Raw genomic sequence first — 13,473 nt, 5'->3', positions numbered from 1 at the left:
TCGTCCTGCCTGCCCGAAGCGTCGTTCGAAACACGGCGCAGAAGATGTCGCAAGAGCGCACTACGCCTTTCCGGCCGGCGCCCTCATGGCCACCGCGGTACCGCCGCTGATACGGTCGCGCCCGGCTGCCTTGGCGCGATACAGCGCCTCGTCCGCGCAGCGAAGCAGTTGCTCCGGCGAGTCCGTGGCGGCGGGCATGACGGTGGCGATGCCGATGCTGATGGTCACGTGCGGCGCGGTGTCGGAGCTGCGATGCTCGATCGCCAGCGCGCGCACCGCCTCGAGCGTGCGCTGCGCGACCGCGGCAGCCTCGCTGGCGTCGCACTGGGTGAGCAGCACCGCGAACTCCTCGCCGCCGTAGCGTGCAGCGAGATCCGCGGCCTTCGAGCGCAGCACTTTCGTCAGCGCGCCCGCGACGGCGGTCAGTGCGACATCGCCGGCGAGATGGCCGTAGGTATCGTTGTAGGCCTTGAACGCATCGACATCGCACATCAGGACGGCCAACGGCGCGCCGCTTGCGACGTGCTCGTCCAGGGCCTCGCGCAGCCGCTGGTCGAACGCGCCGCGATTCGCGATGCGGGTGAGGCCATCAAGCGCGGCGAGGCGCTTCAATTCGGCATTCGCATCGCGCAGCGCCTCGGTGTGCTGCGCGACCTCGCGCGTCAGTTCGCGCTCGCGCTCGCGCAAGCGCCACACGCGCAGCCGGTAGACCGCGGCGAGCAGGCCGATGACGATCATCGCGGCGAGGGTGCGGAACCACCAGGTGGCGTACCAGCTCGGCACGATCGTGAAGGCCACGCTTGCGCCGTCGGTGTTCCACACGCCGTCGTTGTTGCTGGCGATGGCACGGAACACGTAGTCGCCGGGCGGAAGGTTGGTGTAGTAGGCAGCGCGGCTGCCGCCGGCGTCGATCCAGCCACGGTCGAAGCCGTCGATCCGGTAGCGGTATTTCACCGCGGCAGGCGCCACGTAGCTCATCGCGGCATAGTGCAATTCGATGCGTTCCACGTCCGGGCCGATCCGACCGACGTGGTCCGGATCGACACTCTGTCCATCCACGAGCACGCGCTCGATCGCCACCGGCGGGCGCATCCGGTTCACGCGCTCATGCTTGGGGTCGACGATGACCACGCCATTGGCCGTGCCGAACCACATCCGCCCGTCGCGGGTGCGCCATGCCGGCGTCTGCGAGGCGCCGTTGGCCTGCTGCGACAGCATGCCGTCGTTCTTGCCGTACCAGTGGGGCTCGATCTTCGCCACCGCGCCGCGGTCGAGCGCATCGATGTCGGCCCACGCGAATCGCGCGATGCCACGGTTCGAACTCACCCAGAAGTGGCCATCGTCGTCGTCGAGCATGGCGAACACCGCGTCGCCATAGAAGTCCGCCCGCTGGGTGAAGGCCTGCACCGACTGGCCGCGGACACGCATGAGACCCAGGCTGGTGCCGAGCCACAGGTCGCCGCCGGGTTCGGGATGGAACGCGAACACGCTCATGCCGGGCAGGCCGTCGGTGCCACAGCGGTCGACCACCCCGCCCTGCAGGCAGCGCAAGCCGCTGCGTTCGCCGATCCACAGGCGCCCGGCCGGATCCTCGTACAGCGCGCGCGTATCGTCGCCGTGCGTCCCCTGGACCACGCTGACCTTGTCGCCACTGATCTTCGCCACGCCTTGCAGCGTGCCCACCCACATGCCGCCGTCGCGACTGGGCGCAAACGCAAACACGATCGTGCCGGGCAGGCCATCGCCGATGCCGAAGTTGCGCACCGTGCCATCGGGAGCGATCCGGCTCACCCCTTCGGTCGACGCCACCCACAGGTTGCCGGCGGCGTCGGACTGGATCGCGCGCAGCAGCAGGCTCGGCAGCTTCGCGTTGATCGCCTTTGCCGGCACCAGCACCAGGCCCTCGTAACGCGCGAGGCCCGAGCCGTCGGTGCCGACCCAGAGCGTGCCCGCCCGGTCCTGGTACACCGCACGCACCGCATTGGAGTCCATCTTTCCGGTGACCGTGACGAGCTTGGAATCGCTGAAGCGATGCACGCCGCTCGACGTCGTTCCCATCCACAGGTTGCCCTCGTGATCCTCGAACATCGACCGCACGGTCTCGCCGGCCATGCCGCTGAGCGTGTCGTCGCAATCGAAGCGTGCGGCCGTCAGGCGGCAGATGCCCATGCCGAGCGGCGCGAACCACATGCTGCCGTCACGGTCGCCGAACAGCGAATAGATGCGCTTCCCGTCCAGCGCAGCCGCGCGCGGATCGCGTTCAAAACGCCCATCGCGATAGCGCACCGGTCCGGCCTGCGTGCCCGCCCACACCGTACCGCCGTGGTCGATCGCCAGGCTGTAGACGGCGTTGGTCGGCAGGCCGCGCCGGGTGTCGAACGTCTCGACCCTGCCGTCGTGCCAGTGCACGACGCCGACGCCATCGGCGGCGATCCACACCCCGCCCACCGCATCGGCCACGATCCCGCGATAGAACCCGCGCGGCGGAAACCCGCTTTCCTCGTCGAGCAGGCGGATGCCCTTCGCACCCATCCGCGCGACGCCGGCGTTGGTGGTCAGCCAGAGCGCGCCGCCGCGATCCTGCACGATGCCGAACACGCTCTTGATGTCTCCGGGCAGCGCCACCCGCTCCAGCTCGCGCCCGCGGCTGCGGTAGAGCCCGCCATTCAGCGTACCGACCCACAGCGTGCCGTCGCGATCGACATGCACCGCGGTGATCGCCGTGCTCTTCAGCACCGGCGCCACGCGCGGGTCGATGTTGTCGAACTCCGCCCCGCTGTAGTGGACCAGCCCGCCGTACGTCGCCAGCCAGATCGAGCCATCGCTGCGCTGCGCGATGGACAGCACCGTGCCTTGGGGCAGCTGGTTCTCGTACCAGACGTGGGTCAGCTGCCCGATCGCACGATCGGGGTCGAGCGCGCGTGCCGGCGCAAACGCCAGCAGGCCGCACACCACAAGCACCAGCGAACACCATCCCCCGACCCGACGATTCATGCGCAATCCAACCGCTCCCCCTGCGATCCGGCTCTCCGGCGCCGTGTCATCCGGCACCATGTCTCGCCGTCGGCCCGGAAGACCGATGCGCAAACTATCGCATATCCCGGTGAAACCGGCGGGACTCCGCCCCATCCGCGCACCGTGGAACCAGGATCATGGAAGCCTGCAAGGCCGTTCACCGAGTCAAACGGATGCCAGCGGCGCTGACCCGGTTGGCCGGATCAACCACCGTATTGCGCCGGGATCGGCTGGTCCGGACGCTCGCCCTGCCAGTAGATGGTTACCACCCACCAGAGATGTCCGTCGAACATCGGCTGGAAACTGTTGATGCCGCGCTGGAACGGTCTGGCATCGGTTGCGGCATGGCGCGATTCGTAGGTGCCGAACACCTGGGCCTCTCAGTTGTTTGTGGGTGAAAGCCGGACTGCATGTTGTAGACGGTTTCGTGGAAATTGCCTCTGACACTTTGTCCGCGTCCGATGTCGATCACGCCTGCTCTCATTCGTCGCCTGAGTGAGGGACGCCGTACCGGTGTCCTCCGACCTACAAGGAGACAGCCATGTCCTACATCGATGGTTTCGTGATCGCCGTGCCTGACGCCAAGCGCAAGCAATTCATTGCGCATGCCAACACCTTCGACGCCATTTTCATGGAATTCGGCGCCACCCGCGTGATGGAGTGCTGGGGCGACGACGTGCCCGACGGCAAGCTCACCGACTTCCGCCGCGCCGTGCAGGCCAAGGACGGCGAGTCGGTGGTGTTCTCGTGGGTCGAATGGCCCGACAAGGCCACCCGCGACGCCGGCATGGAGAAATTCATGAAGGATCCCCGCATGGAGGCTGCCAGCGACATGCCCTTCGACGGCAAGCGCATGATCTTCGGCGGCTTCGCGCCGGTGGTCAGCCTGCCGGCCTAACCGGGGCGGGACGGCTCACACCGTCCCGTCCTGATCCAGCAGAGCGGATCGCTGCCTGCCGTGGCCTCCTTTGGCGAGGTCACTTGCCTTCGTACGCGGCCTTGCCGCGCGCCGACGGAAACGGGGTCGGGAACCGGTCCGAGCCGACCCTTGCAGAGCGCCGAATGCGCTGCTGGCTCCTGTTTGCCGGCCTGACCACCGAGGCGGTCGGCGAGGAGGCTCTGGCCCCGCTATCTGCTCAGGGCATCGCCGCAGCCAAGCGCTGCCGCTGACGGCGCCGGGTCCGGGCCGCGCATTCGCTGAAGGTGCGCCAGGCCCCAGACCCTTGCTTCCTCCACCAGCGGCAAGACCGTTTCTCCGTAACCGCTCAGGCGGTACTGCACCGGCGCCGGCACCCGTCCGGCCACCAGGCGCTCGACCAGGCCATCGGCTTCGAGCTCGCGCAGCTGCTCGGTCAGCACCTTGTGCGAGATCGGCGCGACGCGGCGCAGCAGGCCGGAAAAATGATGGGGCTCGCGCGCGAGCCAATACAGGATCGTGAGCTTCCATTTGCCGCCGACCGCGACGAAGGCCGCGTGCAGCGGGCAATCGGCAAGCGGATGGGAGGTGGCCAACAGATACGCACCTGGACGTGCCTTCTTGTCGCTGGACATGGCTGCCTCTAGCGTTCAGTCGATCGAATCACCCTGGAGCATGCCATGCCTGGCCGTTACCGCGCTTTCCTGTCGTGCCTGGCCGTCATGGGGCTGCTGTACCTGCCGGCTGCGCCGGCCTGCGCACAAGCGGCGAAGGCCGCCGGGGCTGGAGCGGAAACACCGCGCGATGGCCAGCACGATTTCGATTTCGAGATCGGCACGTGGCGCACGCACCTGAAGCGGCTGGCGCATCCCCTGTCGGGATCCAACGAGTGGTTGGAATACGAAGGTGTCACCACCGTGCGCAAGGTCTGGAACGGCCGCGCCAACCTGGTCGAGCTTACGGCCGACGGCCCGGACGGCCATTTCGAGGGCCTGAACCTGCGGCTCTACAACCCGCGGTCGCGCCAATGGAGCCTCAACTTCGCCAACAGCAGCGGCGGGACGCTGGGCCAGCCGACGATCGGCCGATTCATCGACGGCCGCGGCGAGTTCTACGACCAGGAAGACTTCGACGGACGCGCCATCTTCGTCCGTTTCGTGATCACGCCGCTGGACGCCGACACGATCCGCTTCGAGCAGGCCTTCTCGGACGATGGCGGCAAGACCTGGGAGATCAACTGGGTGGCGACCGATACGCGGATGAAGTAGCGAGCCTCTCTCTTCATGTCAATCCAAACGCACAAACGCAAGCGGGTCAGAGCCGCTTCCCGCAGAGCAGGAACATCAAATCAATCGGCTTCAGCAGGCGCTGACCCAGTCAGCTTGCTCGGTACCAGCATCGTCGGCGCCACCCCGAACATGCGCCTGCACGTGCGTGTCAGGTGTGCCGCATCGGCGAACCCGGCCTCGTGCGCTGCCTCGGTCCACGAGCGTCCCTGGAACGCGTACTCCACCGCTCGCGCCATGCGTGCCCACAGCAGCCATGCACGCAACGACGTGCCAGTCTGGGCGACGAAGAGATGGCGGAAGCGGCCTGGCGACAAATGGACCGCGACCGCGACTTCTTCGAGCCGGATCGGCGTCGCCAATCGTGCATGCATCCAGGCGAGTGCTGCCGTGACGCGCGGGTCCTCGCTCGGCGCCATCGCCGGATTGCCCGCGATGCGACAGACCGCGCCCTGCGCGAACTGCGCCATCAACTCATCCGGCGCAGCCGCGATGTACCGGGCGTGCAGGTAGCGCACGGCTTCGCGAGCTTCTGCATCCGGCAGTAACGCGACGTCGAATCCCGCAAAGCGCTTCCTGAGCGCGGCACCGCGCGCGGAGTTCGGCTCCACGAACAACATTGCCACCGATGCGCCGCAACCATCGAAGCGGTGGCGGCGGTCCGGCATGACGACCATGCCCCGCGTTTCGCGCGCCGCGGGCCAGCCGTCGGCCTGGATCCTGAAGCTGCCCTCCATCGCCAGCGAGATCTGGATCGCGTGGTGGGCATGCTCCTGTATCGGCGCCAGGTGGCGGCCGAACCACAGGCTGCCGCCCGGCCAGCCGATGATGCGCCCGACGCCCGCGACCGGGCGTTTGCGCGAATCAGGCTCGTCAGCGTGCGTTTCCATCGAATCCGATCAGCCCCTTTGTTCAAGTTCGCGGGAACGAAGGTATCCAGAATGCGCTCAGGCCAATTCCGGTCTGTCACTCCACCTGGAGCACTACGATGAACACCCAAATGAAAAACTGCTCGTGCACGCATTGTGTCGGCGCCAGCTGCACCTGCGGTTGTCAGACACCGGTCGCTGTCGCCTCGTCCTGCCAGTGCGGCTGCCAGCAGGGTGCGCCGTGCCAGTGCGGTCCGCGCGATCTGGCGGCGCGTACGCAGCGTGTCCCCGCGAACTCCTGATCCACTCACGATGACTCGCCGCACAGGGCGCCACGTCATGTGCGGCAATCCCTGTCAGATCGCGATCATCCTCCCACAGGAAACGCCAACATGCCCGTGCCCTCGTCGACCGACCGCCTGCTCCATGCGATGTATGCGGTCCCCGCGCTGTACTTCGGCACGTTGGTACTCGCCGCGATGTTGTATCCCGGTTACAACCACATGGGCCAGTTCACCAGCGAACTGGGGAGTCACTCGGCGCGTTACCCATGGTGTTCAATGCAGGTACGTTGATGGGTGGTTTCGCGGGGCTGGCGGCAGCGCTCGGGGTGCATCGCGGCCTGCGCTCGGTCGGCACCGACCATGTTCTGGCGGTGCTGCTGGCGCTCGTGGTGGCGGCGAATGGCGTCGCGTTCCTGTTCGGCGGCTGGTTTCCGCTGCCCGATCATCGCCACACGGCCTACAACCTCGGCCTGCTGGTGCTGCTGGGCTCGCCGCTGGCGGCAGTCGCGATGCGCCGCGCGCCGCGCGATCTACGCTGGATCATCACGTTCCTGATAGTGAATACCGTCGCCGGCTTTGCGCTGCTCGCCGTGATGTTCGGTACCGGCAACCTCGTGACCCGCGCGAACATCGGCATGTGGCAGCGCGGCTTTGCGCTGGCCGCCTATCCGTGGATGGCGGTCGTGGGCTGGGCGCTGTTACGGTGGCGTCGCGGGAATGTCGCAGCACGCGCGGCGTGACCACGTGGAGCAAAGGGGTCACGTCCAGAGACGGTGGGGGCGCGCGTTCCGCCTGGCCCCCGTTTATGCATGTCGATCTGCGCGCCCCTCGTTCGTCGAAGGAATGAAGGGCACCCTCGCCGCCCTGAACCAGGAGAACCACGATGGTCAGCAAGAACACGATTTGCCTTTGGTATGACGGCGCCGCCCTGGATGCCGCGACGTTCTACGCCAAGACGTTCCAGGATAGCGCCGTAGGCGCCGTCCATCATGCGCCGGGTGACTATCCCGCCGGCAAGCAAGGCGATGTGCTGACGGTCGAGTTCACCGTGATGGGCATCCCGTGCCTGGGCCTGAACGGCGGCCCCGGGGTGCCGCACACCAATGCGTTCTCGTTCCAGGTGGCCACCGACGACCAGGCCGAAACCGACCGCCTGTGGAACGCGATCATCGGCAACGGTGGCCAGGCCAACGTCTGCGGCTGGTGCCAGGACAAGTGGGGACTGTCGTGGCAGATCTCCCCGCGCGTGCTGACGGCGGCGGTCACCGACCCGGACCCCGCCATCGCCAAGCGCGCGTTCGACGCCATGATGACGATGACGAAAATCGACATCGCCGCGATCGAGGCCGCGCGGCGTGGCTGACGCTTGCAGCCGTCAGCCCCTGTGCCCAGGCAAGAGGCAGAGTCGCCTGTTCGCAAAACGTACTCTGCCCCCTGTTTCCCTATCAGCTGGAGCCTTTCCATGACCCCCACCATCACTGCCTTTGAAAGTTCGCCCGATCGCGGCCAGGGACTCGCGCGCGACATGCGCGTTCGCTGGGCGCTTGAGGAAGCAGGCCAGCCTTACGAGGTTCGCCTTGTGTCGTTCAGTGCGATGAAGGAACCCGCGCATCGGGCGATTCATCCTTTCGGGCAGATTCCCACCTACGAAGAAGGCGATCTCGCCCTGTTCGAGTCGGGGGCCATCGTGTTGCATATCGCAGAGCACCATGCGGGCCTACTGCCGAAAGACGCCAATGCCCGCGCGCGGGCGATCGCATGGATGTTCGCCGCGGTCAGCACGGTGGAGGCGCCGATCCTCGATCTCCAGACCGCCAAGTTCCTTGAGGGCGACAAGCCCTGGTCCGAACAGCGCCTGCCCCTCGTGAAGGATCGCATCCGCAAGCGGCTGGGCGAACTTTCCGACCGCCTTGGCGATGCCGACTGGCTCGATGGTGCGTTCAGCGCGGGGGACCTCATGATGGTGCACGCGCTGCTCCGGCTGAAGCCATCGGGCATGCTGGACGAATACCCGAGCCTCGCCGCCTACGCCGCCCGCGGCGAAGCGCGGCCCGCGTTCAAGCGTGCTTTCGCCGCGCAATTGGCGGTGTTCACTGGCCAGCATCCGACCGGCTGATGAAGGTCCGCCCCGGAGGTTTCCAGCCGAAGCCTTGCCAGCGGATTTCAGAATAGTTATTCGTCCATGCCGAAACCGCCGAATCCCGTTCATCGAACGGGAGGCAGCACCTGCCCCTTTCAACCAAGCTGGAGGATATCCGTCGTGCCTCGAATGATCTTTGTGAACCTCCCTGTTGGCCATCTCGACGCGTCCATCCATTTCTACAAATCCATCGGCTTCGAGAACAACGCTCAATTCAGCGACGAAACGGCGGCGTGCATGGTGTGGAGCGAGGCCATCCACGTCATGCTGCTCACGCACGCCAAGTGGCGCACCTTCACTGATCGCCCGATCCCTCCTGCAGGCTCAAGCGAGGTGATGCTGGCGATTTCGCTGATCGAGCGCGAAGCCGTCGACGCCATGAGCGACACGGCGGCGGCCAACGGCGGCACAGTCGACATCAACCCCGTGCAGGATCTTGGCTTCATGTACAGCCGCAGCCTGGCCGACCCCGACGGGCACGTCTGGGAAGCGTTCTGGATGGACCCGGCAGCGATCCCCTCGGGCGATCAGCCGGGCCGGGAATAAACACGGGGGACGTAGCCAGTCAAGCGCACGTCTACCGCACAGCCCACCAAGGTGGCCGACGAAATCCATTGGCCACGTTCCCGGTTTTGCGGCCGGCACGCAGGGTTTCGGCGGCGCTGCGGACACAAGAAGGCCCGGTGCGTGAGGCGGTTCGCCTTGTGCACCGGGCCGTTGGTCGCCCTGTTGCATGTAGTGCTGGATCGTCGGAGCGGCACGCCGCAGCAAACAGCACTCCCATGAATCCGGCCCCGGGAGTTTGCCGATCAATCCGGAATTTTGTAGTTGCCGTGATTGTCGATCGGGCAGGCATTTTCATTGCCGACCAGGTTGGGATCGAAATGGAACAGCGGGATCCTGTTGGTCAGGTAGGCACCGGTGGCATTGAAGGCGTTCAAGCCGTACGGGGCCGCTGCCGCGCCAAAGGTATTGGCACCCGGCGTGGTAAGCACCTGGGAGAGCGTCGGATCAGCCGGCGAAGGCGTGATGTAGAAGTCCGGGACGACCGTATCGTTGAACGCCGCATACTTGTCCACGCCGATCAGATCCCACGCCGCCTGCGAGGCATTGCGCCAGTAACCCGGCGAGCACCACGCGCCATCGGTTTCGAACGGTTGGCAGCCGTGGCTGACCACCAACTGCACGCTGCCCCTGGCGGTGCCCGTGTAACTGGCCGTCACCGGCGTGTTGACGAGAGTCAGGTACGGGTAATAAGCGCTGGCGAACTTGAACGTGCCGCCGACCTTGATCATCTGGACGGTTTTGTCCGGCAGGTTGAGCGTTGCCGATGTCGCTCCGTTGGCGGTCAGTACCCAGACGATATAGGCGTCCCCGGTCTGGTACGGCTGGCCCGCCCCGTGCCAGTTGGCGAACAGGCCGGTGCCGCCATCATTGGCGTCGTCCTGCCCGGTCAGGCCGCAGCGTTGATCGTTGAGGTTGTAAGTGGTTCCGTCGAAGTTGAAGCCTTGACCGCTGTACGTCACGGTCGTGGCAGCCCATGCCGCTGTCGCTCCGACCAGGGTCAGCAGCAGCGCTGAAAGGGATAGGCCAAACCATCGCTTGATGTCCATGTCGGGAATTCCTGAGTGTCTGAGCGGGAGACGCAGCATGACCTTGGCGGCCCATGCGACTGAATACTCCGAACGGAGTACGCTCCAGCCGTGATGGGACGGCAAGGCGCGGCATCAATCCCTGCGGCAGCCGGCCACATCACGTGGACAAGAAAAACATGGGCTTGCGCGAAAAATGCGGGCTGTACCGGGGGGTATATGGTCAGTATCGTGCTGGGCAGTCAGGAAACGATCTTCCGTCGTGCATTGGGCAACACGCTCAGGCAGCACGAGGAGTTCAAAGTTCTTGGCACCGGCGAATTGGAGCGTCTGCACCAGTTGGTCGCCATCCACCGGCCTTCACTGGTGGTGCTCGATGCGCGCTGGGCGCAGGCCTGTCCCGATCTGCTCGACCGCCTGCTGGCCGGCCCCACGCGGCCGAGAGTTCTGCTGTTTGCCGACACCCTGGCCGGACCGGAGGTCCTTGCGGCCGTGAAACAGGGCGTGCACGGTTGCCTGCCGCGTGATTCGCAGCCGGCGACGTGGCAGCGCGCGATCCTCGCCGTCCACGCCGGCGAGCCGTGGATCCCACGCGGGCTGATGGCGGAAGCACTGGTCAACCTGAAGCAGCAGATCGGGATGGAACGGCCTGCCCCGGCCAACATGGAGCAGCTCACCGAGCGCCAGCGCGACATCGTGGGCTGGGTGACGCAAGGCCTGAGCAACAAGGAAATCGGCCGCCACCTGGGCATCAGCCCGACCACGGTCAAAACCCATCTGCACAACATCTTCGAACGGATCGGCGTCAGCGGCCGGCAGCACCTGGTGCGTTATGCCCTCGGCGACACGCCGAAAGCCAGGGTCAGGGTCAACGTCCCGGCGACGCGTTCGAGAGCAGATGCGCTCTGACTCCAGAGCTTTGTGGTCGGTCACTTATCTGCAGTGCTGTTGCCGCTGCATCGAACTCAATCCGGTCCGGGCGCATGCATGCCGATGCCGCCAACGATCCGTGGTCAAGCCACGGCTTCCTCTGCCCCGCCTTCCGCCGAAGTGCGCGAGCAGGCCGAGCGATGGGTTGCCGACTACGACAACGAGATCCCTCATGACAGCCTCGACGGGCCGAGTTCCGAGTTCAAAACGACCCGGCTGCCTCTAATTTGGCGTGGCATTGATTTGCGAGGAGTCGGCAATGCACCGGGCTTGGGCATAGCGGGCTGTGACTCACTTATTTCATGTTGTCCAGGAACCCCACATGTCTCGATAGCGGTACTTGAGGCCGAACTCGAATGCACGCACTTTCACCAGGGCGACGAGGTTTTCGAATCCATCAAGCGTGGAGGGGAACTGGTCCACCCGCCGACCCTGCGGGTCGTAAAGGGCCAGTACGTAGCTCGGCCCTCTCCCACTGCCTTCCAGCAAGGCGATACTTCCCAACGCCTGAAATGAATGCGTCAACGAGGAGCGGAGGCGGTGGTGAACAATTTCGATGTGAGTGACCTCTACACCGAATCGCTCACAAGCTCTGACCGCGAGGAAAGATGCGCCGCTGAGCAACGTCCAGAAAACACCAATCCCATACAGTTCGCCTCCCAAAGGACGAGGACTAGACGCGAGGTAGATCGCTGGACCAAGCAGGAGCGAGATCAGTGCGACTATCCGCACTGCCCAGATCGATCCGCTCGAATAGCGAAACATGCTTTCACCCCCGTCGGCGATTCCGGCGGCCAGCCGCCATTGCGTGGAGGGATCGGGCGGACCCTCAGGGGCAGCGCGCCGCTGCCGAAAGAGGCTGTAGACAAAGAGAGCAAAGAGAAGTGACGCCAATCCCAGAAAGAGGAACGCCGAACTATCACCTACGAGATAGCGCCACACACCAAGGCCCGCGAAAGCGGCTGTAACCCAGATGACGACGAACCGCTCGCGCGTCGCAGACAACCCCGGATGTGCCGCGTCGGTAGAAGATGAAGCCGAATCCCTGAAATCGTCCGTCACAGATCCCTCCTTACCAATATGTGTCCGCCAGCGACCCGGCTTTCCGATAAGCGTGGAGGAATTCCGGCGTTTAACTTCCTCCGTCCCCTTTGTTGGTGCTGGAGCCGACTCCGCCCTGTCCCGCACCGATCACCAGCGTAGTGGCTTGTGGTTCTTGTCCATCGGTGTAGCGGTTTTTGCCCCCATGAAAACTGGCTCTTCGATATCCAGATTCGGAGCATTGCTGACGCCGATAGTTGCCAGTGTGGTATCCGGACTCGGGAACAAGGTCACGATATTGAGTGCACCGTCCGCACGACGCCCCATCACCAGCACCACGTGATCTATCGGCTTGCTCGCATAGGTGAACGTGTCAAGAACAGGGTTTGGATTGGCCGCGGTTCGCGCGATCGACGGGTCGACGTTCGTCACCCGCTCGATCACCTTCGGCTCCGGCGGCGGCGATTTGGCCTTCGCTCCTTTATTGCGGACGTGCTGGGCGACTTGCCAAACCGCGGTTTTCGAAAAAACCCCCACTGTCGTCGCGTCCCCTGGCTTCTTGTCGAGCAGATTCACCAGCATGTGCAGTGCCGCCGTCGATCTCAGGGCCGCCGTGAGATACATCACCATCGACTCGGAGTCCTCAAACATGGTGTGCTTTTCGCTGCCCGGCAGGCGCGGAACCTTGGCATGCTGCTGCTGGTAGACATATTGGACTTTGGGCACCTCAGTCCCCATAGCGCCCACAAAAGAGCCTTCCTTTTTCGTGGCATAGCGGTCTACACCAAGACGATTTACTACGGTGTTTCGTCGCCCTGGATCCGTACCATCCAAGCCAATCACCGGAATAGGGGCCAACTCGTCGCTGATATCGACAGGCGCAGGCTTGGCTTTTGGAATCACTTTCAAAACCATGGGCACCAGGATGCCTCTTTCAGCCGACTCTGCGATCTCGGGCTGATTCGAGCGGTAGTCATACTTGCTGCGCGCGCTCGGGCCGGGCTCGGCCTTCGCCATCATGTTCCGGGACAAAGCGAAGTTGCTCTTCGGCGGCTTGGCGCCGGGTGTCATGACGGGGACCACGCCGGCACGCTCCACACGTTCGGGAGAAGTCATATGCGCCTCTTCGTACTGCACGCGCTCGCCCCTCGAGTTCAAGCGGAACATCGGCGTCGCATAGGTCGCAAACCCATCGCGCGCGTGCATATGCAGATGGCTTACACCCCCTGAATTTTGTTGATCCGCGAGAAGCTCGGCCACTTCGGAACATGTCAGGTTGCCGTCAATATTCTTGGCTACGACATCGATAATCAGCATCGCTAGCACCTCCTTTTGGCTAAAGAACACTATGGGCAAGGTCAAGCCCGCTTGAATGAACCCGACCACCCGCAGAAAAGGGG

General features: G+C 64.8%; 15 protein-coding genes. 8 read left to right on the top strand and 7 right to left on the bottom strand.

The window, feature by feature from the left end:
* Positions 1 to 60: 60 nt before the first annotated feature.
* Both ABIE04_RS13100 and ABIE04_RS13095 read right to left on the bottom strand, forming a co-directional pair.
* The gene (locus tag ABIE04_RS13100; protein ID WP_354550938.1) at positions 61 to 2,994 is read right to left on the bottom strand and encodes a ligand-binding sensor domain-containing diguanylate cyclase; all 2,934 of its coding nucleotides are present in this window, start codon (positions 2,992 to 2,994) and stop codon (positions 61 to 63) included.
* Positions 2,995 to 3,218: 224 nt separating this feature from the next.
* Positions 3,219 to 3,386, bottom strand: a complete 168-nt coding sequence (locus ABIE04_RS13095; RefSeq protein WP_354550934.1) for a hypothetical protein — start codon at positions 3,384 to 3,386, stop codon at positions 3,219 to 3,221.
* 170 nt (positions 3,387 to 3,556) lie between these two features.
* Here ABIE04_RS13095 and ABIE04_RS13090 point away from each other — a divergent pair, with 170 nt between their 5' ends.
* Positions 3,557 to 3,913 carry a DUF1428 domain-containing protein gene (locus ABIE04_RS13090; RefSeq protein WP_354550930.1) on the top strand — a complete coding sequence of 119 codons (357 nt, stop codon included), beginning with the start codon at positions 3,557 to 3,559 and terminating at the stop codon, positions 3,911 to 3,913.
* A 230-nt stretch (positions 3,914 to 4,143) separates the two neighbouring features.
* On the opposite strand, the gene ABIE04_RS13085 is transcribed toward ABIE04_RS13090, so the two are convergent.
* Positions 4,144 to 4,566, bottom strand: a complete 423-nt coding sequence (locus tag ABIE04_RS13085; protein WP_354550925.1) for a winged helix-turn-helix transcriptional regulator — start codon at positions 4,564 to 4,566, stop codon at positions 4,144 to 4,146.
* Positions 4,567 to 4,611: 45 nt separating this feature from the next.
* Between ABIE04_RS13085 and ABIE04_RS13080 the strand changes: the two genes are divergently transcribed.
* Positions 4,612 to 5,199, top strand: coding sequence for a hypothetical protein (locus tag ABIE04_RS13080; RefSeq protein WP_354550921.1), 588 nt, complete (start codon positions 4,612 to 4,614; stop codon positions 5,197 to 5,199).
* An 80-nt stretch (positions 5,200 to 5,279) separates the two neighbouring features.
* Here ABIE04_RS13080 and ABIE04_RS13075 read toward each other — a convergent pair whose 3' ends face one another.
* Complete coding sequence (locus ABIE04_RS13075; protein WP_354550917.1) at positions 5,280 to 6,107, bottom strand: helix-turn-helix transcriptional regulator; 828 nt, start codon at positions 6,105 to 6,107, stop codon at positions 5,280 to 5,282.
* A gap of 371 nt (positions 6,108 to 6,478) precedes the next feature.
* On the opposite strand from ABIE04_RS13075, the gene ABIE04_RS13070 reads away from it, so the two are divergent.
* From ABIE04_RS13070 to ABIE04_RS13050, 5 genes are all read left to right on the top strand, one after another.
* Positions 6,479 to 6,661, top strand: coding sequence for a hypothetical protein (locus ABIE04_RS13070; RefSeq protein WP_354550913.1), 183 nt, complete (start codon positions 6,479 to 6,481; stop codon positions 6,659 to 6,661).
* Positions 6,661 to 7,110, top strand: coding sequence for a hypothetical protein (locus ABIE04_RS13065; protein ID WP_354550909.1), 450 nt, complete (start codon positions 6,661 to 6,663; stop codon positions 7,108 to 7,110). Before ABIE04_RS13070 ends, ABIE04_RS13065 begins: the two co-directional genes overlap by 1 nt.
* Positions 7,111 to 7,253: 143 nt before the next feature.
* Positions 7,254 to 7,733: a VOC family protein gene (locus tag ABIE04_RS13060; RefSeq protein WP_354550904.1), complete on the top strand. Its 480-nt coding sequence runs from the start codon at positions 7,254 to 7,256 to the stop codon at positions 7,731 to 7,733.
* A gap of 99 nt (positions 7,734 to 7,832) precedes the next feature.
* Positions 7,833 to 8,486: a glutathione S-transferase family protein gene (locus ABIE04_RS13055; RefSeq protein WP_354550900.1), complete on the top strand. Its 654-nt coding sequence runs from the start codon at positions 7,833 to 7,835 to the stop codon at positions 8,484 to 8,486.
* A 153-nt stretch (positions 8,487 to 8,639) separates the two neighbouring features.
* Complete coding sequence (locus ABIE04_RS13050) at positions 8,640 to 9,056, top strand: VOC family protein (protein ID WP_354551463.1); 417 nt, start codon at positions 8,640 to 8,642, stop codon at positions 9,054 to 9,056.
* Positions 9,057 to 9,319: 263 nt separating this feature from the next.
* Here ABIE04_RS13050 and ABIE04_RS13045 read toward each other — a convergent pair whose 3' ends face one another.
* Positions 9,320 to 10,123, bottom strand: a complete 804-nt coding sequence (locus tag ABIE04_RS13045) for a hypothetical protein (RefSeq protein ID WP_354550895.1) — start codon at positions 10,121 to 10,123, stop codon at positions 9,320 to 9,322.
* 198 nt (positions 10,124 to 10,321) lie between these two features.
* Here ABIE04_RS13045 and ABIE04_RS13040 point away from each other — a divergent pair, with 198 nt between their 5' ends.
* Positions 10,322 to 11,011 (top strand): response regulator transcription factor, encoded by a 690-nt coding sequence (locus tag ABIE04_RS13040; protein ID WP_354550891.1) that lies wholly within the window; start codon positions 10,322 to 10,324, stop codon positions 11,009 to 11,011.
* Positions 11,012 to 11,332: 321 nt separating this feature from the next.
* Here the strand turns inward: ABIE04_RS13040 and ABIE04_RS13035 are convergent, their stop codons facing one another.
* Positions 11,333 to 12,094, bottom strand: a complete 762-nt coding sequence (locus ABIE04_RS13035) for a hypothetical protein (RefSeq protein WP_354550887.1) — start codon at positions 12,092 to 12,094, stop codon at positions 11,333 to 11,335.
* 129 nt (positions 12,095 to 12,223) lie between these two features.
* Positions 12,224 to 13,390, bottom strand: coding sequence for a hypothetical protein (locus ABIE04_RS13030; RefSeq protein ID WP_354550883.1), 1,167 nt, complete (start codon positions 13,388 to 13,390; stop codon positions 12,224 to 12,226).
* Between the last annotated feature and the right edge of the window lie 83 nt (positions 13,391 to 13,473).

The sequence above is a fragment of the Rhodanobacter soli genome (assembly GCF_040548735.1).
In the GTDB taxonomy this organism is placed as follows: Bacteria; Pseudomonadota; Gammaproteobacteria; order Xanthomonadales; family Rhodanobacteraceae; genus Rhodanobacter; species Rhodanobacter soli_A.
Note: the sequence above shows the minus strand (reverse complement) of the source record. Positions and strands in the feature narration are given on the sequence as shown.

Excerpts from the sequence above, each read along its gene's own strand:
- ABIE04_RS13100 (WP_354550938.1), bottom strand. The coding sequence starts at position 2,994 with ATGAATCGTCGGGTCGGGGGATGGTGTTCGCTGGTGCTTGTGGTGTGC.
- ABIE04_RS13090 (WP_354550930.1), top strand. The coding sequence starts at position 3,557 with ATGTCCTACATCGATGGTTTCGTGATCGCCGTGCCTGACGCCAAGCGC.
- ABIE04_RS13085 (WP_354550925.1), bottom strand. The coding sequence starts at position 4,566 with ATGTCCAGCGACAAGAAGGCACGTCCAGGTGCGTATCTGTTGGCCACC.
- ABIE04_RS13080 (WP_354550921.1), top strand. The coding sequence starts at position 4,612 with ATGCCTGGCCGTTACCGCGCTTTCCTGTCGTGCCTGGCCGTCATGGGG.
- ABIE04_RS13075 (WP_354550917.1), bottom strand. The coding sequence starts at position 6,107 with ATGGAAACGCACGCTGACGAGCCTGATTCGCGCAAACGCCCGGTCGCG.
- ABIE04_RS13070 (WP_354550913.1), top strand. The coding sequence starts at position 6,479 with ATGCCCGTGCCCTCGTCGACCGACCGCCTGCTCCATGCGATGTATGCG.
- ABIE04_RS13065 (WP_354550909.1), top strand. The coding sequence starts at position 6,661 with ATGGGTGGTTTCGCGGGGCTGGCGGCAGCGCTCGGGGTGCATCGCGGC.
- ABIE04_RS13060 (WP_354550904.1), top strand. The coding sequence starts at position 7,254 with ATGGTCAGCAAGAACACGATTTGCCTTTGGTATGACGGCGCCGCCCTG.
- ABIE04_RS13055 (WP_354550900.1), top strand. The coding sequence starts at position 7,833 with ATGACCCCCACCATCACTGCCTTTGAAAGTTCGCCCGATCGCGGCCAG.
- ABIE04_RS13050 (WP_354551463.1), top strand. The coding sequence starts at position 8,640 with ATGATCTTTGTGAACCTCCCTGTTGGCCATCTCGACGCGTCCATCCAT.
- ABIE04_RS13045 (WP_354550895.1), bottom strand. The coding sequence starts at position 10,123 with ATGGACATCAAGCGATGGTTTGGCCTATCCCTTTCAGCGCTGCTGCTG.
- ABIE04_RS13040 (WP_354550891.1), top strand. The coding sequence starts at position 10,322 with ATGGTCAGTATCGTGCTGGGCAGTCAGGAAACGATCTTCCGTCGTGCA.
- ABIE04_RS13030 (WP_354550883.1), bottom strand. The coding sequence starts at position 13,390 with ATGCTGATTATCGATGTCGTAGCCAAGAATATTGACGGCAACCTGACA.